The 22,934-nt window shown below is 30.3% G+C and carries 19 protein-coding genes; 15 read left to right on the top strand and 4 right to left on the bottom strand.

Annotation, left to right across the window (positions count from 1 at the left end; genetic code table 11):
• The first annotated feature begins 39 nt into the window (after positions 1-39).
• The 6 genes from VJY32_RS06125 to VJY32_RS06100 all read left to right on the top strand — a co-directional run bounded on the left by VJY32_RS06125 (position 40) and on the right by VJY32_RS06100 (position 7,832).
• Positions 40-1,326, top strand: coding sequence for a DNA-methyltransferase (locus VJY32_RS06125; RefSeq protein WP_353677016.1), 1,287 nt, complete (start codon positions 40-42; stop codon positions 1,324-1,326).
• Positions 1,323-1,901, top strand: a complete 579-nt coding sequence (locus tag VJY32_RS06120) for an MjaI family restriction endonuclease (protein WP_353677015.1) — start codon at positions 1,323-1,325, stop codon at positions 1,899-1,901. Before VJY32_RS06125 ends, VJY32_RS06120 begins: the two co-directional genes overlap by 4 nt.
• A gap of 11 nt (positions 1,902-1,912) precedes the next feature.
• Positions 1,913-3,190: a serine--tRNA ligase gene (serS, locus tag VJY32_RS06115; RefSeq protein ID WP_353677014.1), complete on the top strand. Its 1,278-nt coding sequence runs from the start codon at positions 1,913-1,915 to the stop codon at positions 3,188-3,190.
• A gap of 75 nt (positions 3,191-3,265) precedes the next feature.
• Positions 3,266-5,017: an ABC transporter ATP-binding protein gene (locus VJY32_RS06110; protein WP_353677013.1), complete on the top strand. Its 1,752-nt coding sequence runs from the start codon at positions 3,266-3,268 to the stop codon at positions 5,015-5,017.
• A 14-nt stretch (positions 5,018-5,031) separates the two neighbouring features.
• A complete protein-coding gene (locus VJY32_RS06105; protein ID WP_353677012.1) occupies positions 5,032-6,042 on the top strand; it encodes an NAD(P)-dependent oxidoreductase in 1,011 nt (336 codons plus the stop codon).
• Complete coding sequence (locus VJY32_RS06100) at positions 6,042-7,832, top strand: ABC transporter ATP-binding protein (protein ID WP_353677011.1); 1,791 nt, start codon at positions 6,042-6,044, stop codon at positions 7,830-7,832. Before VJY32_RS06105 ends, VJY32_RS06100 begins: the two co-directional genes overlap by 1 nt.
• Before the next feature lie 11 nt (positions 7,833-7,843).
• On the opposite strand, the gene VJY32_RS06095 is transcribed toward VJY32_RS06100, so the two are convergent.
• From VJY32_RS06095 to VJY32_RS06085, 3 genes are read right to left on the bottom strand one after another with little or no spacing between them, the layout of a single operon-like run.
• A complete protein-coding gene (locus VJY32_RS06095; RefSeq protein WP_353677010.1) occupies positions 7,844-8,998 on the bottom strand; it encodes a metallophosphoesterase in 1,155 nt (384 codons plus the stop codon).
• Positions 8,999-9,021: 23 nt separating this feature from the next.
• A complete protein-coding gene (locus tag VJY32_RS06090) occupies positions 9,022-10,518 on the bottom strand; it encodes a glycogen synthase (protein WP_353677009.1) in 1,497 nt (498 codons plus the stop codon).
• A gap of 56 nt (positions 10,519-10,574) precedes the next feature.
• Positions 10,575-11,738, bottom strand: a complete 1,164-nt coding sequence (locus VJY32_RS06085; RefSeq protein WP_353677008.1) for an AI-2E family transporter — start codon at positions 11,736-11,738, stop codon at positions 10,575-10,577.
• Positions 11,739-11,877: 139 nt separating this feature from the next.
• On the opposite strand from VJY32_RS06085, the gene VJY32_RS06080 reads away from it, so the two are divergent.
• On the top strand, positions 11,878-12,537 hold the full coding sequence (locus VJY32_RS06080; protein WP_353677007.1) for a heme exporter protein CcmB: 660 nt from the start codon (positions 11,878-11,880) through the stop codon (positions 12,535-12,537).
• A gap of 42 nt (positions 12,538-12,579) precedes the next feature.
• On the opposite strand, the gene VJY32_RS06075 is transcribed toward VJY32_RS06080, so the two are convergent.
• Entirely contained in the window at positions 12,580-12,939 is a 360-nt protein-coding gene (locus tag VJY32_RS06075; RefSeq protein ID WP_353677006.1) for a thioredoxin family protein, read from the bottom strand.
• Between the two features lie 116 nt (positions 12,940-13,055).
• Between VJY32_RS06075 and nadB the strand changes: the two genes are divergently transcribed.
• The 8 genes from nadB (at position 13,056) to VJY32_RS06035 (ending at position 22,927) form a co-directional block, all read left to right on the top strand.
• The gene (nadB, locus tag VJY32_RS06070) at positions 13,056-14,630 is read left to right on the top strand and encodes an L-aspartate oxidase (RefSeq protein ID WP_353677005.1); all 1,575 of its coding nucleotides are present in this window, start codon (positions 13,056-13,058) and stop codon (positions 14,628-14,630) included.
• A 24-nt stretch (positions 14,631-14,654) separates the two neighbouring features.
• A complete protein-coding gene (gene nadC, locus VJY32_RS06065) occupies positions 14,655-15,515 on the top strand; it encodes a carboxylating nicotinate-nucleotide diphosphorylase (protein ID WP_353677004.1) in 861 nt (286 codons plus the stop codon).
• On the top strand, positions 15,512-16,447 hold the full coding sequence (gene nadA, locus VJY32_RS06060) for a quinolinate synthase NadA (RefSeq protein WP_353677003.1): 936 nt from the start codon (positions 15,512-15,514) through the stop codon (positions 16,445-16,447). Before nadC ends, nadA begins: the two co-directional genes overlap by 4 nt.
• 20 nt (positions 16,448-16,467) lie before the next feature.
• On the top strand, positions 16,468-17,013 hold the full coding sequence (gene yjjX / locus VJY32_RS06055) for an inosine/xanthosine triphosphatase (RefSeq protein WP_353677002.1): 546 nt from the start codon (positions 16,468-16,470) through the stop codon (positions 17,011-17,013).
• A gap of 4 nt (positions 17,014-17,017) precedes the next feature.
• A complete protein-coding gene (locus VJY32_RS06050) occupies positions 17,018-17,800 on the top strand; it encodes a PhzF family phenazine biosynthesis protein (protein ID WP_353677001.1) in 783 nt (260 codons plus the stop codon).
• A gap of 140 nt (positions 17,801-17,940) precedes the next feature.
• Entirely contained in the window at positions 17,941-19,887 is a 1,947-nt protein-coding gene (locus VJY32_RS06045) for a carboxypeptidase-like regulatory domain-containing protein (protein WP_353677000.1), read from the top strand.
• A 15-nt stretch (positions 19,888-19,902) separates the two neighbouring features.
• A complete protein-coding gene (locus tag VJY32_RS06040) occupies positions 19,903-21,402 on the top strand; it encodes a sigma-54 interaction domain-containing protein (RefSeq protein ID WP_353676999.1) in 1,500 nt (499 codons plus the stop codon).
• Positions 21,380-22,927 (top strand): serine/threonine-protein kinase, encoded by a 1,548-nt coding sequence (locus VJY32_RS06035; protein WP_353676998.1) that lies wholly within the window; start codon positions 21,380-21,382, stop codon positions 22,925-22,927. The genes VJY32_RS06040 and VJY32_RS06035 overlap by 23 nt, the downstream gene beginning before the upstream one ends.
• The last annotated feature ends 7 nt before the right edge of the window (positions 22,928-22,934 follow it).

Here is a 22,934-nt window from a genome sequence, read left to right as displayed (position 1 = left end):
AATGATTATGAACAGATTTAATTTAGAGATGTAGTTATTATGAATAAAACAAAACACAAAATCATATTTGGCGATTCTCGATGTATGAAAGAAGTAGAAGATGAATCTGTTCATTTGATAATTACATCACCACCTTATTGGCAATTAAAAGACTATGGACATCCCGACCAAATTGGTTTTGATGATACATATGAAGATTATATAAATAATTTGAATTTGGTATGGCAAGAATGTCATCGTGTTTTACATAAAGGTTGCAGATTATGTATAAATATTGGAGATCAATTTGCAAGATCGGTTTATTATGGAAGATATAAAGTAATTCCTATTAGAACGGAGATAATTCGATTCTGTGAAACTATTGGTTTTGATTACATGGGTGCAATTATATGGCAAAAAGTTACAACATCGAACACAACAGGCGGTGCCTCTGTGATGGGTTCTTATCCTTACCCGAGAAATGGAATAATTAAAATTGATTATGAATTTATATTAATTTTCAAGAAACTGGGGGAACCTCCTAAGCCCACAAAAGAACAGAAAGAAAAATCAAAACTTACTCAAGAAGAATGGAATGATTATTTTTCCGGGCACTGGAACTTCTCGGGCGAAAGACAAAATGGGCATTTAGCAATGTTTCCAGAAGAATTACCAAGACGGTTAATAAGAATGTTTAGTTTTGTAGGAGAAACTGTTTTAGACCCTTTCTGTGGTAGTGGAACAACAAGTTTAGCTGCAATCCATTTGCAAAGAAATTCAATTGGATATGAAATTAATAAAAAATATAAAAGTATTATAGAAGAAAAATTAAAAGTAAAAGAGCATCAACTTTTTGAAAAAGATTTTTCAATTGAATTTATCGAACAAGGTCCGGTTCAATTTAATTTAAATACACTGCCGTATTTATTTAGGGACCCGATTCAATTTGATAAAAAAATTGACCCAAGGAAATTAACTTTTGGTTCAAAAATTACAGGTAATGAAGTTTCCAACAATAAATATTATTATGTAAATGAAGTATTAACACCAAACAAAATAAGATTAAATTCTGGTCAATTAATAAAGTTATTAGGTGTAAAACCAAAATTAAAAGACGAACAAAAAACAATCGAGTTCATTAAAAATATAACCAAAGGAAATCCAGTATTTCTTAAGTTTGATGAGATTAAATATGACGATGAAAATAATTTGTTGGCCTATCTTTTTCTTAAAAATAAAACTTTTATAAATGCACATCTAATAAAAAATAAATTAGTAGATGTGGATACGTTAATTAATTATAAATACAGAAAAAAATTTGAAAAATTAGCAAGTATTACTGAATGAAACCCGAAATCTCAAATGAAGAAATTCAACAATTATTGGAAATTCAGGAAACAGATTTTCAAAAATATGTATCTCCGATAATTAATTTGGCAAATCGCTTTGCACAAGGGACAAGACCAAAAGTTGTTGGAAAATTAAGTGATTTGATAAAAGAATTCCCAAGGATTAATTTTGATGAATGGTTTGAATGGTATCAAGAAAAAAATCTTTCGGCTATTGAAAATGCTGCTAATAAGATTTATGAGATGATTAAAAAATTTAAAATAATCATGGAGGAGATAGATATAGAAGTTATAAGAAAATGGGTTGGTGATTTAGTTTTAGTAAAGACATTTATTGGCTTGCGGTTTCAAGAAGCAATTATAAAAAAATTGGCATTAATTAAAGCCCTTGATTATAAAATTGCTGATAAAGAAGATGAAGCTAAAGGTATTGATGGATATGTTGGTAACACTCCCGTCTCTATAAAACCAATTACTTATAAGAACAAACCAGAATTACTTGATAACATAAATACTCATATTATTTTTTATAATAAAAAGAAAAATACCATAGAAATTGAATTTAACTTTTAAGGGAAATTACTATGCTCGATATCAAATTCATTCGTGAAAATCCTGATTTAGTTAGGCAGGGATTATTAAATAAAAATTCTGCTGATGTAGTTAATGATATTCTTGAACTGGATGAAAAAAGAAGAACATTAATTGCAAAAACAGATGAACTGAAAGCACTTCGAAACAAAGTTTCATCTCAAATTCCTCAAATGAAAAAACGCGGAGAAGATACAACATCTATATTTGAAGAAATGAAAAAAGTCGGAGATGAAATTTCAGAACTTGATAAACAATTAAAAGAAGTAGAAGAAAAGTTAGAAGAAATTTTGCGCTGGACGCCAAATCTTGCTCATTCTTCTGTGCCTGTAGGAAAAACAGCAGAAGATAATGTTGAGGTTCGTCGATGGTTACCCGAAGGTTTTTCTTTTGAATATGATTTTAAGGTTCTTGACCATATTGAAATTGGAAAAAAACTTGACATACTTGATTTTGAACGAGGCACAAAAATATCAGGCTCAGGATTTCCACTTTATAAAGGTAAAGGTGCTACTCTTGAGAGAGCTTTAATTAATTTTATGCTTGATTATCATCTGCAGTATCACGGTTATAAAGAAATATTCCCGCCTGTTCTTGTAAATCGCGAATCAATGAAAGGAACAGGACAAATACCAAAACTAGAAGAAGATATGTATTTCATAGAAAAAGATGGACTCTATCCAATTCCAACGGCAGAAGTACCTATCACAAATATTCATCGAGATGAAATTCTTCAAGAAAAAGATTTAACAATAAAATATGTTGGATATTCACCCTGTTTTAGAAGAGAAGCTGGTTCATATGGAAAAGAATCAAAAGGATTTTTGAGAGTTCACCAATTTAATAAAGTTGAAATGGTAAAGTTTGCTAAACCAGAAGATTCATACAATGAACTTGAAAGTTTAGTAAAAGATGCAGAAGATATTTTACAGGTATTAAAAATTCCTTATCGAGTGATATTATTGTGCACTGGAGATTTAAGTTTTTCGGCTGCAAAATGTTATGATATTGAAACTTGGTCGCCAGCAGAAAATAAATGGCTTGAGGCATCTTCCTGCAGTAACTTCGAAGCTTTTCAGGCACGTCGTGCTAATATTAGATTCAGAAGAGAAGAAACCAAGAAACTTGAATTTGTTCACACTTTAAATGGAAGTGGACTTGCAACAAGCAGATTAATGGTTTCTCTGCTCGAAAATTATCAAACCCCGGAGGGGAAAGTAATCGTTCCAAAAGTTTTACAAAAGTATACTGGATTTGAAATTATTGATTGATAGATCTGAGTATTAATCTAATTTTGAATTTTATTTTAACTCTATTTGTTTTAGTCAGAAAGGAATTGCAGAAACTTGTTTAGAAATCTTTTATATCTGAAAAAATATTTCATCCGTTACAAGAACACACTATTATTAGGAATTTTATTCATAATTCTTTCTAATATTGGTTCTGTTTATGTTCCTATTTTGATTAAGGATGGAATAAATTCCTTAAAAGAGAATATTAGCACCAAAGTAATTATAAATTATGCATTGCTGATTGTTGGAGTTACTTTTGTTTCTGGGGTATTTCAATTTTTGATAAGAGAAACAATAATTGTAGTATCTCGAAAAATTGAATATGACCTGAGACAGGATTTCTGGAATCATATTCAAAAACTTCCTTTAAGATTTTTTCAAAATAATTCCACTGGAAATATTATGGCTCATGCCACAAATGATATAAATGCAGTTCGTTCATTTGTGGGGCCAGCGGTTATGTATTCTATTGATAATGGTGTTTTGTTTGTAATGATTATTTCAATTATGATATCACTTAGTCCTTTGCTTACACTTTATGCTTTGATGCCGCTTCCATTGCTTTCTTTTATTGTCTATATAGTTATGAAGAAAGTTCATAAACGATATACTAAAATTCAGGAGAAATTTTCTGAGCTTACTACACTTGCACAGGAAAATTTTGCTGGAATCCGCGTAATTAAATCTTATGTTAGAGAAGATTATGAAATAAAAAAATACACAAAGCACAGTTTTGAATATTTAAACAGAAAAATGGATTTAGTAAGACTCCAAGCTTTATTTCATCCAATATTTTTTATGATTGCTGGATTATCGGCAATTATCGTTATTCTTTTTGGTGGCAGAATGGTAATGAATAATCAAACATCGCTTGGTGTTATAGCTGCTTTTATTGCTTATTTATCAATGTTAATTTGGCCAATGATTTCATTTGGATTTGTTGCAAATATAATTCAACAGGCAGAAGCAAGCATGAAGCGATTGATGAAATTCTTTAATGAACCACACGAAATTTCTGATGGTCCAAATACTAATTACAACATAAAATCAATTAAAGGAGAAATTGAATTTAAAAATGTTTCTTTTAGATATAATGAATACCTGCCTTTAATACTTGATAACATCAGTTTGAAAATTAAACAGGGAGAAACAGTTGCGTTTATTGGCAAAACCGGAACAGGTAAAACGACACTTGTTAATTTAATTCCAAGAATGTACGATGTTACATCTGGAGAAGTTTTAATTGATGGATATAATGTAAAAGAAATTCCTCTCGAAGTCCTAAGAAAAAATATTGGTTATGTTCCTCAAGAAACATTTTTATTTTCTGACACTCTTGCAAATAATATTGCTTATGGATTAAATGGTTTTGATAGGGAATTAATTTTTGAAGTTTCTGAAATCGCTCAATTAACAAAAGATGTAAAAGATTTTCCTAATGGATTTGATACAATTCTTGGCGAAAGAGGAATAACTTTGTCTGGCGGGCAAAAACAACGAGCTACACTTGCCAGAGCTCTGGCAATAAATCCTAAAATATTGATTCTTGACGATTCTTTCTCTGCTGTGGATACACACACAGAAGAAGAAATTCTTAAAAGACTAAAAGAATTTATGAAAGAAAGAACAAGTATCATTATTAGTCATAGAATTTCTACTGTGAAAGATTCTGATAAAATTTTTGTTCTCGATAATGGGAAAATTGCAGAAGAAGGAACTCATAATGAACTAATAGCAAAAGGTGGTATCTATGCAGAACTTTATTACAAACAACTTCTCGAGGATGAACTAAAAGAAATTAATTAATGAAAGGCAGAAGTATGAAAAAAATAAAAATTGCTTTCTTTTCAATTCCTGCAAAAGAAAAAAATTACCTGAACAAAAAATTTGATAAAAGTAAATATGAATTATTCTTTTTCAAGGAAGAATTATCATTAGATTCATCAGTACTTAAAGATATAGATGTTCTGTCAGTTTTTATTTATGATAAAGTAGAAAAATCTATAATTGATAAAGCAAAAAATCTCAAATTAATTGCTACGAGAAGTACAGGTTATAATCATATTGATATTGAATATGCAAAAAAGAAAAATATTTCTGTATGTAATGTGCCTTATTATGGTGAGAATACTGTAGCCGAGCATACGTTTGCATTAATACTTGCATTATCAAGGAATTTGCATAAAGCTTACATACGTTCACAGCAAAGTAATTTTTCACTGGATGGATTAAGAGGATTTGATTTGCGTGGAAAAACAATTGGAGTCATTGGAGCAGGAAGCATTGGTGTTCATGTTATGAAAATTGCAAAAGGCTTTGGAATGAATGTGGTTGCATATGATGTGAAAAAAAATCATATACTCGAAGAACTGCTGGATTTTAAGTATGTATCTTTGGATGAACTACTTGGTTCGTCTGATATTATTACACTTCACTGCCCGTATAATGATAGTACTCATCATTTGATTAATATGAAAAACATTGATAAAGTTAAAAAAGGTGCATTGTTTATTAATACAGCTCGTAGCGGAATTATAGAACCGACAGCACTTTATTATGCAATTGATAAAGGAATATTTGGAGGGGCAGGATTGGATGTTTTTGAAGGAGAGGAATTATTAAAAGAAGAAAACCAAATGCTTACCAAAAATGTATCTAAAGAAAATATCGAAGCATTATTAAAAAGAAATTTATTGTTAAGAAGAGAAAATGTAATAATAACACCTCACATGGCATTCGACTCTCACGAAGCTATCGAAAGAATTCTACAAACAACTTATGAAAACATAATCTCATTTTTTGAAAATAAAAGTTACTACAAAGTTGTCTAATGGCATCAGATTACGGTGATGAAATATTAGGTAAAGCATACGACTCAAAATTAATGAGGCGGCTGCTGAAGTATGTTAAACCATATAAAAAATATGTGGTGCTTGCAATACTTCTCAATATTCTTGTGGCGGCTTTAGGTCCGCTGCGTCCATATTTAACTAAGATAGCAGTTGATAATTATATTTCAACAAAGGATTGGAACGGATTAATACTGATAAGCTTAATTTTATTTGCTTCTCTCTTTTTTCAGGCACTGGTTCAGTACTTTCTTACTTACTACACAGAATTAATGGGACAAAAGATTATCTTTGATTTGCGTGTAGAGATATTTTCGCATGTTCAAAAACTTGCTTTAAAATTTTTTGACAAAACTCCAATTGGAAGAATTGTTACACGAGTTACCAATGATGTTGAATCTCTTAATGAAATGTTTTCTTCTGGTATCGTAGCAGTTTTCAGCGACATATTTGTTATTGTCTGGATTTTTGTCTTCATGTTCTCTCTTTCATGGGATTTAGCACTGGTTACTTTATCTATTATTCCAATACTTTTTTATGCAACATTTTTATTTAGAAAGAAAGTTAGAGAAACTTACCGAGATGTTCGTTTGCATCTTGCAAGATTAAATTCTTACATGCAGGAACATGTTACGGGAATAAATATAGTTCAAAATTTTGTTAAAGAAGATGATGAATTAAAAAAATTTTCTTTGATTAATAGTGACTACAGAAATGCAAATATTAAATCAGTTTTTTATTATGCTGTTTTTTTCCCATTTGTTGAATTGTTAAGTTCTATTACAATTGGTTTGATTATCTGGTATGGCGGAGGTGAAGTAATTCAGAAACATTTAACAATTGGTGTTCTGTTTGCTTTTCTTCAGTATACAGAAATGTTCTGGAGACCAGTTAGAGATTTATCTGAAAAATATAACATTCTTCAAACTGCAATGGCTTCTTCCGAAAGAATTTTTAAACTACTTGATGACCAAACATTTGTTAAGAATCCAGAAAATCCAATTATTTTGAATAGTATTAAAGGTGAGATTGAATTTAAAAATGTCTGGTTTGCATATAATCCTGAAGAATATGTATTAAAAGATATTTCATTTAAAATTAATCCAGGTGAAACAGTAGCAATTGTAGGAGCTACAGGTGCAGGAAAGACAAGCATCATAAATATTCTAACAAGATTTTATGATATTCAGAAAGGAAGTATTACAATAGATGGAATTGATATTCGTAAACTTGACAAACGCAATCTGAGAAAATTCATTTCCGTTGTTTTGCAAGATGTATTTTTATTTTCTGGAACAATTAAATCAAATATATCGCTTGGTTCAGAAGAAATTTCTGATGAACAAATAATTCAAGCTGCTAAAATTGTTGGAGCACATGATTTTATTTCTAAGCTTTCTAATGGATATGATGAGGAAGTAAAAGAAAAAGGAGCTACATTAAGTGTTGGACAAAGACAATTGATTTCGTTTGCAAGAGCACTGGCTTTCAATCCACAAATATTAATCCTTGATGAAGCAACTTCGAGTATTGATACAGAAACAGAAGAGTTAATACAAAATGCAATTGAAAAACTTTTAGCCGGCAGAACTTCGATTGTTATAGCACACAGATTGTCAACAATTCAAAACGCAGATAAAATAATAGTAATGCACAAAGGTGAATTAAAAGAAATAGGAACTCATCAAGAACTTTTAACAAAGCGCGGGATATACTACAAATTGTATCAACTTCAATATAAAGAACAAGAAATTACAAGAACTGCATTATAAATGTTTATCAGCTATTCGTTAAAATGAAGTTTAATGTTTACGATTTCAGGTAGACTGCCAATTCTTATTGGCGGACCCCAGCCTCCCGCCCCACAAGAAACATAATAATGTGTGTTTCCTTTTCGCTTGTATCCCCAAGGCAATTCATAAATTTTTCTTATGATATAATTTAAGGGCCAGAGTTGTCCATTATGTGTATGCCCGGATAATTGTAAATCAATCCCATTTTGTTCTGCTTCTTCGAGATGAAATGGTTGGTGGTCCATTAGAATAATTGGAAGTGATTTGTCTAAATCTTTTGTTAATTCACTTAATTCTTTTCTATTTTTTTCTGAAAATCTGTTTATTGAACGGTCTTCTCTTCCTACTATATAAAATGTATTGTCAATTAAAATTGAACTATCTCTTAACATCTGTATTTTGTGAGCATTCAAATAGTTGACAGCGTCTTCTACTCCTCCAATGTATTCGTGATTACCAGTTATTCCAAAAATTCCATATTTTGCTTTCAGTTCAAATAGTGCTTCTCCAACATTGTCTTTTAAGACAGGCTTTATATCTTCATCAATTATATCTCCAGCCAAAAGAATTATATCAGGTTTGAGTTTGTTAATTTTGTCAACAATTTTGTATGCAAACATTTTCCCATTAATTGTTCCAAGATGTAAATCTGATGCCATTACAATATTAAGTGATTTTAAGTTGCCTGCTTTTTTATTTATGAATAACTCATATTTACGAACATTTATAATTTTTGAAGTAAAATATCCTCCCATAATTAGAATTAATACTAGAATAGAAATACATGCTGCTAAAAATTTTTTCACTTTAACAGGATTTTCTGTTATAAAAGATGGAAGAAAATGCAAGAAATGATTTATTATTCTAATTAAATCAATTGTAATTATGAATAGGAATGAATAAAACATAACAGCAATCCAGAAAGAACCACACCATATTAAAAAATCACTAAGATAAGAAACCCAGTAATTTTCAAGTATTCGGCCGAAGATGTAAGAAAGAATTAAAAAAACTAAGACTATAATTGAAAGATTTTTGTAATTATCCGGTATTACTGAAATAATTCTTCTTGCGATGTAAAAATTAATTAAACCATAAATTGTAAAAACAATTGCAAAAAATGTTATTGCCTGAGTAGTTTTCATAGTTCTTTAACTTTTTTGGATGGTCAATTAATAAATGCTTTTCTTTTTTGAACAGCTTTTTCGTAAAGTTGAATGTATTTTTCGGCAGATTTTTTCCATGAGTAATCCTTGCTCATTCCATTCGTTTGAATTTTTTTCCAGACATCTTTTAATTGAAAATCATGTAAAGCTCGTTTTACAGAATCTAACAAAGCATGACCTGAATAATCCCAGAAAGAATAACCAGTGCCTATTTCTTGTCCCATAGCTAAATATTCATTCCAATCTTGCACAGTATCTGCCAATCCTCCGGTTTTTCTCACTACGGGGACAGTTCCATATTTTAACGAGTAAATTTGATTGAGACCGCATGGTTCGTATTTTGAAGGCATAAGAAAAATATCAGCACCGGCTTCAATCAAGTGTGCAAGCTCGTTGTTATAACCAATGTAAGTAAAAAGTTTATTAGGGAATTTATGTGAAATATGATAAAAGAGTTCTTCATATCGCTGCTCTCCGCTTCCAAGTATAATCCATTGAGCATTTAAGTTCATCAGTTCATTAATTACATAAGCTAAAATATCGAACCCTTTTTGAGAAACAAATCGAGAAATCATAGCAATCAAGGGAATACTTTCATTAAATGAAAAGTTAATATGTTCAAGAAGAAATTTTTTGTTTTTTATTTTGCCTGATAAATCATTTATTGAATAATTATATGGAATAAATTTATCTGTTTCGGGATTCCAGATGTTATAATCAACACCATTTAAGATTCCGTAAAAATCATCTTTTCTTATTTGTAAATATTCATGCATGCCTTCACCATATTCGGGGGTAAGAAGTTCTTTAGCATAAGTTTCGCTTACAGTATTTAATACATCTGCTGTGAAAATAGCTGTTTTCAAAAAATTTACATCACCATAATATTCACCTATTCCGCCAAAGAGATAATGTTCGTGTTTAATTTCTGCTTTTGCAAATGTATCTTTAGCAAATCTTCCTTGATATGCAATATTGTGAATAGTAAATACAGTTGCAGTTTTTTCGAATAATTTATCCCATCCATAGTTTTCTCTAATAAGAATTGGAATTAATGCAGTCTGCCAGTCATTGCAATGAATAACATCTGGTGCCCATTGAAGCCGCTGCAATATTTCAATTACACCTTTAGAAAAAAGAATAAATCTCTCATCTTCATCATAATCATTTGTATAAATGCGAAAACGGTGATAGTAATGAGGACAATCAACAAAATATACTTCCACATTAGATGTCTCTGAAGGATTCGAGTTAGGCAGTTTTGCTGTATGAACATGAACCGAATGAACTTTGCCTGCAACACGAATAGGAATTTCACCAATATCCCATCTATAAGACAAACCGTGTTCAACTTCGCCAAATGTATTATACTTTGGCATAAAAACTTTAACTTCGTGACCTAATTTTGAAAGTTCGAGAGGAAGAGAACCTGAAACATCTGCAAGGCCACCGGTTTTGGCATAAGGATAAACTTCACTTGAAGCAAAAGCAATTTTCATTAACAGAAATTTTTTATTTATAAATACAAAGATAATGAAAGAAAAGTTTATAAGAATTAGTTACTCATTAGATTTGTTATAAAGCGCATGTTTTTTGATGATGAGTTTGAAATAATAATTTTTAATACTGCAGTAAGTGGCACAGACAAAAACATTCCTACAATTCCCCATAGATAACCCCAAACCATTAAAGAAAAAAGAATTATAAGTGGATTTAAGCCAAGTTTATTTCCAAATATTTGAGGCTCAATAATGTTTCCTATAATATTTTGAACAACTATAATTGTTGCAGTTACAAGAAGTGCGTATCCAACAGATTCATACTGAATGAGCGTCATCAATGCAGGTAAGGCAACACCAATAACCGAACCAATATTGGGAATGAAATTCAACAACACTGCTATTGTAGCCCATACAATGTAGAACTCAACTCCATAAAGCCATAATATAATACCTATCAAAAAACCAAGTGTAAGGCTGATTAGAAATTTGGTGATTATATATTTTTGAATTTGTTCTGTAATATCTTTAAAAGTTTTGCGCAGCTTCATTTCTCTTTGAATTGTTAATGTAGCAAGCTGTTCGTCGATAGATTTATCATTTTCATCTAAAAGTTCTTGTTTTTGTTTTAATTCCCTTCTCAATTTTTTAATTGTTGATTTTACATTTTTCTCAACATAACGAAGTCGTATTGCTTCTACAATTTTATCATGACCGCTGCTTATAAAAATGAAGAAGAAAAGAATTAGAAATAGATTTGTAAAGACATCAATTGTGGAAGAAAAAATACCGCTTGCAATATCTCCATAATTCAATGATTTGAAAAATCTGCTTATTGTAAAATTTGTAAAAAGTGGGTCTCTAATTCCAATCGACCTTGATGCATTTCTTATTATGTGGCTTAATTTTTCTGTATAAACAGAAAGGTTTTCACCAAACTGTAAAAATGAAGTTAGGATAATTTGTGTAATTCCAGCAAAAAGTCCTATCGTGATTATTATATCTATGAAAATGATAATACTCAAAGGAATTCTTCTTACTTTAAGAAAATTGTTCATTGGTTCGTAAACAAAAAACAAAATGTAGGCAATTACAAAAGGGATGAAAATATGGCGTAATTCTTTAAGAATAAAAAAAATGACGAATAATCCAATGACAGAAACAAAAAATTTTATTGTTGAATCGGGATTAATTTTTTTCATTAGTTTTTGCTTTTTCATAGTCAAATATATAAAAAAGATAATTCTATTATTGTGCTCTTAATATGAGTTACATAAAAAATATTTTTCAAATTTTTTTCAAGAAACATTCATAAATTAAAATTATTTTTTGATATCAGAATCAAAATAGAAAATGTTTATGAAATCATATTATTTATTCAAAAAAGATTGGGAATCGGAACTAAGAACGCGTTATGCAATTAATGCATTGTCGATGTTTATTCTGGTGACAATTAGTGTAATAATGTTTTCTATCGGTAGTGAAAAAATAACAGAATATTTAACAGGGGGACTCCTCTGGGTTGTAATATTTTTTTCTGCAATGTCGGGTTTATCAAGAGTATTTGTTTCCGAAGAAGAGCGTGGTACTACAATGACTCTTCATTTGATTGCATCACCATCAACAATTTTTTCCGGGAAGTTAATTTTTAATCTTGTTCTTGTTTTTTTAATGAACTTTGCAATTACTATTTTGTTTTTGCTTTTGTTTGAATCATTCATAATAAAAAATTTTTTGTTATTCATAGTTGCATTTGTTCTTGGAAATATTGGAATAGCAATTTCATCTACAATCATAGCAGCTATAATATCAAAAGCATCTTCAAAGGGAACACTTTACCCGGTTTTATCTTTTCCAATTTTGCTTCCATTAATTCTCATTCTTCTTGAAATCACAAAATTTTCGATGGATGGTAATTCCATTTCTTCATCAATGGTTGAGATTTTAGTTCTTGTTTGTTATGATGTAATTATGTTAACAGCATCTTATCTTTTGTTCGATTTTATATGGAAAGAATAATATTGAATTTAATAAATATTCTTTTATATAAATCAACCTCAATTAACTATTATTTTTTTCAGTCCCAAAAAAGTCGTTAAGTATTTTCATAATTTCTTCTTTTGTTTGAATGCTGCTTGTTGCTTTTACAACCTTACCATTTTTATAGTAGACAGTAAATGGTAAGCCGGCAAAGCCTTTGCATTCGGGAAGATTTCTGATGACACGTGCAGCAGGAATATCGAATTCCATGTCAAAAAATTTAACATGTTGATATTCATTTTCAAGCTCTTGCATAGCTTGATAAACAGGAATGCACATTGGTCCCATTCTTCCACAACAAATCATTACATTTTCATTTTCTTTAAGAATTTTATGGTATTCTTCTTCAGATAAAATATGATGTAAATTTGTTCTAAGCATTTTTTGTTCACCCGAAATTTTTTTGTAAGCATAAGATGATTAACAATTGAAAAAGATTCTAGAAAAATTTTTTCATATAAATTTTCTATCTTTTGAAAAACAAAAAATTTTTTTCAATGAATTATGTTAATTATGATTTTGTAATTATAGGGGCAGGATTGGCTGGTCTGTATTCTGCATACCAGGCATCTAAGTATGGTACTGTTGCATTAATAACAAAAACAACTATTGAAATAAGTAATTCTTATTTAGCACAGGGAGGAATAGCAGCTGCAATAGGAAATGATGATTCTCCTCAATTGCACTATGAAGATACAATTAAAGCTGGAAGAGGTTTATGCAATAAAGAAGCAGTAAAGATTCTTGTGAATGAAGGATTGGACAGAGTCAAAGAACTAATCGAACTCGGAATGCAGTTCGACAAAGAGAATGGCAAGATATCATTGGGACTCGAAGGAGGTCATTCAAGAAATCGTGTATTACATGCAGGAGGTGATGCCACAGGAAAAGAAGTAGTAAACTTTATTCTTAAGTTTATCTATGACAACGAAAAAATAAAAATATTCGAAAACACATTGATTTATAAATTAATTTCGAAAAATAATGAATGCACTGGGGCATATGCTTTTAACCACTACAATAATGAAAATTTTTTAATTACTGGAAAAGTTATTATTCTTGCAACAGGAGGAGCTTCCGCAATTTTTTCGAATTCGACAAATCCACACACAACCGTAGGCGAAGGTTTGTGGCTTGCTTACGATATTGGAGTAAAAGTAGAAAGCATGGAGTTTATTCAATTTCATCCCACATCATTTTATACAGGGACGGATGAAACATTTCTTATTAGCGAAGCAGTACGAGGAGAAGGAGCTTTGCTTTTGAATTATGATGGAAAGAGATTTTTGCAAGATGAACACTTGACAGAGCTTGCAACAAGAGACCTTGTATCAGAAGCAATTTTCATAGAATTAAAAAAAACTGGCAAGCCGAATGTATTCTTAAAACTAAGTCATCTAGATGAGAATAAAATCAAAAAAAGATTTTCTAATATTTACAAAGAAGCACTAAAATATGGAATTGACATAACTAAAGACCTTGTTCCTGTAACACCTGCAGCTCATTATATGGTTGGAGGTATTAAAACCGGATTAAATGCAGAAACAAATATTAAACGACTTTATGCAGTTGGCGAAGTTGCTTCTACGGGGGTTCATGGAGCAAATCGACTTGCAAGTAATTCTTTGCTCGAATGTCTTGTCTTTTCTAAAAGAGCAATAGAACATTCATTAAAATATTTGAAAGATGAGAGCAACGAGATCGATGAATTTAATGACATAAAATTTTATGTAGATAATAAAAACAAACAAAATTTTCTTGAAACAAAAAACATTATTGCAAAACTTCTGTGGGACAATGTTGGAATTCTGAGGACAAAAGATTCTTTGCTTGAAGCTCTCAATCAAATTAATAATTTAACAGAAAAAATCTCTTTAGATGAAAATGAATACTTTGCAGGAAGAATCATAAGTCTGATTAATGTAGCAAAAATGATTACAAAAGCCGCATTAATACGAGAAGAAAGCAGAGGATGTCACAGAAGAAAAGATTTTCCAGAAGAAAATGAAAATTTTAGAAAATTAATTGTTCAGGAAAAAGGAAAAGAACCTATATTACTTCCCATATCATAACCACAAAAATTTTTTTGAAAAAAAATGAATAAGAAAGAATTAATTCAAATAATCAATTTAGCTCTAAAAGAAGATATCGGAAGCGGGGATATAACAACCAATTTGATTATACCTGATTTTCAAAAAGGAATTGCAGAAATCTTTGTAAAAGAAGATGGAGTAATTGCAGGATTGAATGTAGCAAATGAGGTGTTCAAAAGACTGAATAATAAAATTACTTTTAGAAAATTTATTAAAGAAGGCGATAAAGTATCTAAGGGGACTAAAATTGCAGAAGTAAAAGGCTCTCTTAGAGCTCTATTAACAGGTGAACGAACTGCATTAAATTTTTTACAAAGAATGAGTGGTATTGCTACTTTTACATCAAAATTTGTGGCTCAACTTGAAGGATTAAATACAAAGATTCTTGATACGCGCAAGACAGTTCCTTGCTTGAGAATGCTTGACAAATATTCTGTTAAAGTTGGAGGAGGAACAAATCATCGTTTTGGACTTTACGATATGGTGTTAATTAAAGATAATCATATCAAAGCTGCGGGAAGTATTACAAAAGCTGTTCAATTGATAAGAAAAAAGCTAAAGAAAAAAGTGAGGATTGAAGTGGAGACTACAAATCTTGATGAGGTCAAAGAAGCATTATCAAATAAAGTTGATATTATTATGCTTGATAATATGTCTTTAAAATTAATGGAACAAGCAGTAAAATTAATTGATGGGAAAGCAAAAGTTGAAGCCTCCGGAAATGTAACACTTCAGAATGTTAGAAAGATTGCATTAACGGGAGTTGATTTTATTTCTGCTGGAGTTCTAACTCATTCGGTCAAAGCACTTGATATCAGCATGAAAATACAAAAATTTAATGCAGAATTAGGAGAACAAAGATGAACGATTTAATAAATGAAATAAATAAATTAAGAAAAGAAAAAAACGCTGTTATACTTGCACATAATTATCAAATTCCTGAAATACAAGATTTAGCAGATTTTGTTGGCGATTCACTTGGTTTATCTCAGCAAGCAGCAAAGACAAATGCAGATATAATTATTTTCTGCGGCGTTCATTTTATGGCAGAGACAGCTTCAATCATTTCTCCAGATAAAAAAGTTTTAATCCCAGATTTACAAGCAGGATGTTCACTTGCTTCTACAATTAATGCAGAACAACTTAGAAAGTGGAAAGAAGAACATCCAGATTATGTTGTTGTATCTTATGTCAATACAACTGCAGAGGTAAAAGCCGAAAGTGATTATTGTGTTACTTCTTCAAATGCAGTTAAAGTTGTTCAAGCAATTCCGGAAGAAAAAAAAATATTATTTCTTCCAGATAAATTCTTAGGATTATATGTAAGCACAGTAACAGGAAGAAAAATGGAGATATGGAACGGTGCTTGTCATGTTCATGAAAAAATTGGAGATGTGAATTTTGATGACGCAAGAAAAGAACATCCAAATGCTGAATTTTTAATTCATCCAGAATGTGGATGTTCATCTTCGTGTATGTTAAAATCTCAACTCTACTTTGATTGTAAAAATATTCATATTTATTCTACAGAAGGAATGATTAAACATGTTATAAATTCTAAAGCAAATGAATTTGTAATTGCTACCGAAGTAGGAATTCTTCATAGATTAAGAAAAGTAAAACCAGAATCAATATTTTATCCATTAAGTGAAAATGCGGTGTGTGAATACATGAAAATGATAACATTGGAGAAATTGTATAATTCTTTGAGGAATGAATTATATGAAGTAAAAGTACCGGAAGAAATTGCACAAAAAGCAAGACTTCCTATCGAACGAATGCTTTCGATTGTCTAAATAATTATTTTATTTAAAACATGATAATTCTTGTAGGTTCAAAAAATCCTGTTAAAATTGAATCTGTAAAAGAAGCATTTTCATATTACTTTGATAATATTGAGGTAATTGGAATCGAAGTTGATTCAGGCGTTTCTTCTCAGCCGATTAATGATGATACATTTTTAGGGGCACAAAATCGTGCTCTTAAGTTGAAGGAGATTAATGAGAAAGAAAAATTAAATGGAGATTTTTTTATTGGCATCGAAGGAGGAATAATAAATCATTTTAACAAATGGTTTGCTTTTGGTTGTATGTGTGTTGTAAATAAAGAAGGAAAAATTTCATTTGGAACTTCACCACATTTTGAACTGCCGAAAATAATCATTTCCAGATTATTAAATGGAATTGAACTTGGTGAAGTAATGGATGAAATAATGAATCAAAAAAATACTAAACAGAAAAATGGTGCAATAGGATTTTTTACTAATGGAGTAATGAATAGAAAAGAGCTATATGTTGAAGGTTTAAAAGTTGCAGTGATTCCATTCTTGCATGAAGAAATGTTTTTTAATAAAAAAGGGTGATAAAATGATTCTGCCAATTTACCAAGTTGATGCATTTACAGGGAAAATTTTTTCTGGTAATCCAGCAGCTGTGATTCCACTTGAAGAGTGGCTTGATGATAAAGTACTGCAGAGTATTGCCATGGAAAATAATTTATCCGAGACAGCATTTTTTGTAAAAAAGGGGGATAAATATCACATCCGATGGATGACGCCTCAATCCGAAGTTCCATTATGTGGTCATGCAACTCTTGCTTCAAGTTTTGTTTTGTTTAATTTTATTGAGAAAGATAAAGATAAAATTATTTTCACATCTAAAAGTGGCGATTTAATTGTTGAACGAAATGGTGACCTGTTAACTTTAGATTTTCCTGCTAATAAACCGCATACAGCAAATCAACCATATGAATTGAATGAATGTTTTCAAAAAATACCAATTGAAGTTCTTGAAAATGGTTTATTTCTTTTTATAGTTTTTGATGATGAAGATTTTATAAAAAATTATTTACCGGACTTTAATTTAATTCGAAAACTTCATAAACATGGTGTAATAATAACCGCAAAAAGTAAAACAGTCGATTTTGTATCGAGAGTGTTTGTGCCAAATGAAGGTGTTGATGAAGACCCTGTTACTGGTTCAGCACACACGGTATTAACGCCATATTGGTCAGAAAAGCTTAATAAGAAAAAGCTAATTGCTCATCAAGTTTCAAAAAGGGGTGGCGAACTCTTTTGTGAAAATATGGGAGAACGTGTTAAAATATCTGGCAAAGCTGTTTTATATATGACCGGAAATATCTATTTATAAATCACATTCCCAGGGTTTATTTTAATTCAATTCTATTTTATTAAAAAAAATATAAGCATATTTACACAAAAAATTTTTCGCACTGCGAAAAATTTGCACAAATAGTTTATTTTTATAGTTGAATTTTAATTCAATATAAAATGAAAAAAATATTACTGATAATTCTAACAGTACTGGGTATAATTTCTTGTGATGCACCAAGATTAAATCCGCTTGATTCACAAAATCCAAACAATAAATTGGGTCTAATCGATGGTTATGTATTGTCTTCTAATCGTTCTGGTTTAATAGGTGTAAAGGTAATCTGGAAAAATCAAAATGTTTTTGTGTCAACTAATTCGCAGGGTTATTTTAGAATAGAAAACATTCAAATGAAAAATGGAATGTTAATTTTTGAAAAAGAAGGATTATCTCGAGATTCTATTTATGTTGAATGGAATAATCAAAAGGTAAAACATTTACAGGAATTCATTTTAAGTTATATTCGTGGGCAGCTTGATGGATATGTTTATACAGTTCCAAAAAATCCAGTTGAAAATGTAAGAGTATTATGGAAAAATCAAAAAGTTTTTGCTGAAACAAATTCCGATGGGTATTATAAATTAGAAAATGTTTCAATGAATAATGGCTGGCTTTATTTTGAAAAAGAAGGATTATCTCGAGATTCTTTTTATGTTGAATGGAACAATGAAGAAACAAAACATATTTCTGATGTAATTCTGTATCCAACTATTGGAACACTTGATGGATTTGTTTATGCTGTTCCCCGTTCAGCTTTGCCAAATGTAAAAGTTTTCTGGAAGAATCAAAATATACTTGTTCAAACAAATTCATCAGGCTATTATAAATTAGAAAATATATCAATGAAAGATGGCTGGCTTTATTTTGAAAAGGAAGGCTTTGCAAAAGATTCTGTTTATGTCAGATGGAATAATCAAAAATCAGTAAGAGTCAATGAAGTAATTCTTTATTACACGATTGGTATACTTGATGGATTTGTTTATGATATTTCCAGAAATCCTTTGAAAGATGTTAAAGTGTTATGGAAAGATCAAAATATTTTTGGCGAAACAAATTCGAGTGGTTATTATAAACTGCAAAATGTTTCCTTAAAAGATGGCTGGCTTTATTTTGAAAAATATGGATTTAAAAAAGATTCAGTTTATGTAAGCTGGAACGGTCAGAACTCATTAAGAATTGGTGATAGAACTTTGGGTTATACTTATGCTACAATTTTGGGGTATGTTAAAACAGTAGCACTGCCGCGCAAAGTTATTCCAGATGTGAAAGTATACTGGAAAAATCAATCAATGATTGCTCAGACCGATGCAACAGGGAAATATCAATTAGATAATGTAGTTCAAAATGATGGCTGGCTTTATTTTGAGAAAGACGGTTACAATAAGGATTCTGTTTTTGTTCAATTTGATAATCAACCAGTTAAACAAATAGATGATAGATTCTTGAATGCTAATCCACGGTTGACTGAGCTTTCAATTTATACAATTGTTCAGAACAGGTATCCGGATATTCAAGTTCAGAGACTTTATATTCAGGCAACAATTTCTGATGATGAGAATGATGTTGATACAGTTTTTGTTAAAAACAATTCGTTGAATTTTTCTAAGAGATTAATTTTCAATCCAGAAACGAACAAATATGAAAATAATTTCAGAACAATAGATTTAAAGATAAATTCAATTGAAGATGCAATTGGTACTGATTTTACAATCATAGCAAAAGACAAATCAGGAAAAGTTTTTACAATTGGTTCATCCAACATTAAAAGGTTAATTACACAGGAAATTATAATTGATTCGCCAGTTAATAGAGCTGCGGTAAGCAGCAGTCCTACATTTGTCTGGAAAAAATTTACTCCAGGATTCAATTTTAAATATGCTGTTCAAGTTTATACAGATGAAACAGCTCCAATTTTAGTTTGGGAGAAAAAAAATATTTCAAAAGATGCAACTGAAGTAACATGTGATATAACACTGCCACCAGGCGATTATTTCTGGGTTGTAATTTGCATAGATGATTTTGGAAATAGTTCAATTTCAAAACCTGGAACATTTACGGTAAAATAAGAACAGAGATTAACCATGAAGTTTATTCCAGAAAATATTAATTACATAAAAAATCTCTCAAAAGAAGAATTTGAAGCTCTCTTTGAATTCAGTCAACTTCTGAACTCATCAAGTTATCAAGAATCTTTTATAGAAGATGTAATTGATATTGTAATAAAAATTATTAATGCAGAACGAGGATTATTTGTAAAATATGATGAAACAACAGACAGCTTTTCAATTATAACAGCAAGAAAAATTTCCAATGAAAGCATAACAGACTTAAATCAATTTTCTTCGGGAATACTTCAAAAAGTAATAAAAGAAAAACGACCTTTACTGTATCACGATGTGATGGGTGACCCAAATTTATCTCAATTTCAGAGTGTGCAAATTCATAGAATAAAATCTGTGATTGGTGTTCCAATAATGCGTGATGGCAAAGTTTGGGGAGTAATTATTGCAGACAGCACATTAGACCGTCGTGAATTTACAGAAGAGAATTTAATTTTCTTAAACTTCTTTTCGAATCTTGTATCTCTAACTTTAGACAGAATAATCAAGCTTGAAGAATTAGAAAAAGAAAACAGAATATTAATAAATAAACTTCAGTCTTCTGAAATTATTCCGGAGATGGTTGGCAATAGCACTGCCATTCAAAATCTTACAAAGTTAATTCATAAAGTTGCCCAAACAGATGCAACAGTTTTGATAACAGGAGAAAGCGGAACAGGAAAAGAAGTTGCAGCCCGTGCAATTCATCAATTAAGCAGAAGAAAAGACAAACCATTTCTCGCTCAATTTTGCGGTTCAATTCCCGATAGTCTTCTTGAAAGTGAATTATTTGGTTATAAGAAAGGTGCTTTTACAGGTGCCAGTACAGATAAGCAGGGTTTGATAGAAGCTGCAGATGGTGGAACATTTTTCCTTGACGAAATTGCTGATATATCGAGTGCTCTTCAAGCAAAACTTTTAAGAGTTCTTGAAAACCGCGAGATAATTCGACTTGGTGATACTAAAGTGAAAAAAGTAGATGTAAGAATAATTGCAGCTACAAATAAAGATTTACATGCACTTACTAAAGAAGGTCAGTTCAGAGAAGATTTGTTTTATCGGTTAAATGTGTTTCCTATTAAAATGCCACCATTGAGAGAAAGACGGGAAGATATCCCGCTGCTTGCAAGTTACTTTGTAAAAAAGATTGCAAAGAAAAATATTCCTATAGATACTTCTGCGATAAAAAAATTGGAGAGTTATTACTGGCCAGGAAATGTTCGGCAATTAATAAATGTAATCCAACGAGCACTTATTCTTTGTGACTCGGATAAAATTTATGCAGAACATATAATCCTTGAAGATAATCAGGATTTGATGAATTTTAAAGGAACACTTAAGGAATTTGAATTGCTGCTTCTTAAAAAACGTCTTGAAGAATTTAATGGCAATAGGACATTAACAGCAAAATCACTTGATGTTTCAGTTCGATGGATTCAACTAAAATTAAAAGAGATGGGTGAACAACAAAACGATGCTTAGTTCAACAGAAATATTGTTCGAGAAGTTTGAAATTCTTGATGTACTCAAAAAAGATGAACATGCTGCAGTTTATCTTGCAAATCATATTTATCTAAGTAAAAAGATTATTCTGAAAGTTCTTAATACAGAAAAAATATCAGACCAGACATTAATAGAAAGATTTAAACGCGAAGCAAAATTACTTGCAAAACTTGACCATCCAAACATTATCAAAGTACTGGACTTTGGTACAAGCAAAGAATATTTCTACATTTCATTTGAATACATCGAAGGAGAAAGTTTAAGAAATTTATTAAAACATAGAAATCTTTCTTATGAAGAAAAAAAACTTTTAACAATACAACTTTTCAAAGCACTTCATTTTGCTCATTCAAATCAAATTATTCATCGGGATATAAAACCGGAAAATATTTTTATTGACAATAACATGAATTTAAAATTAGGTGATTTTGGATTGGCACTTTCTGCAGAAGATAATTATGTGACAAGCCCGTATTCAATTGTAGGAACACCCAGTTACATGTCGCCAGAACAAGTAGCAGGAGCAAAACTTACTTATCAGAGTGATTTGTTTTCTGCTGGTGTTGTGATATACGAAATATTTACCGGGAAAAATCCATTTTTGAAAGAAAATGTTACTCTTACTTTAAATGAAATAATGTCCTACAATGAAAACAATATTATTGAAGGTTTGAGTGAAACACCAGAAGAAATTAGACAAATTATTATTCGTCTTTTGAAGAAGAAACCTGCACTTCGTTATAATTCTGCACTCGAAGTATTAAATGAATTGAATGTTCAATTAGAACAATTAACAATTTCTTTAAGTAAAGAAGTAAAACCCGATAAAAGAAAAACAAAGATTATTATTTCTGGGATTGCTTTAATTGTTTTAATAATAGCAGTTACAATTTACTTAAATCAAATACAATTAAAAAAATCTTTACCTGCAGAACAAAGGGTTGATCAACAAAAAGTTGAACCAAGGGAAGAAAAAGCTGCCTTGGATGAAAAACAATCATTTAATAATAAAATTGATTCCAGTTTAATTGCGGCTAAAACAACAGAAAATAAAACATTAAACGAAGGCTCTCCACTAAAATATGGAGGATTATTTGTTGAATGTTTCCCGTGGGCTGATGTCTATGTAGATGGAGAAAAACTTGAAACAACACCAATGAATAAACCATTAGCATTAATAGAAGGGGAACACACTATTAAATTAGTACATCCTGACTATCCAATTTATTCTGAAGTAGTTAAAATAAATCATTCACAAGTAACAAACTTAAAGGTTTCACTTGAATCTTTAATGGGATATATAAATTGCAAGGTTAATCCCTGGGGAAACATCTATGTCAATGGGGATTTCAAGGGTCAAACCCCTATGAAAGAATTAATTAGAGTTTTTCCTGGTTTTGTGAGATTAACTGTTAAAAATCCAAATTATAAAGATATTGATACAAGTTTTTATGTTAAACAAGGAGATACTGTACAACTTAAATTGGTATTAAAAGAAAAATGATGGTATA

It is taken from the genome of Rosettibacter primus (genome assembly GCF_036860675.1).
Taxonomy (GTDB): Bacteria; Bacteroidota; Ignavibacteria; order Ignavibacteriales; family Melioribacteraceae; genus Rosettibacter; species Rosettibacter primus.
The sequence above is the reverse complement of the archived record's forward strand: the minus strand, read 5'-3'. Positions and strand labels throughout refer to the sequence as shown.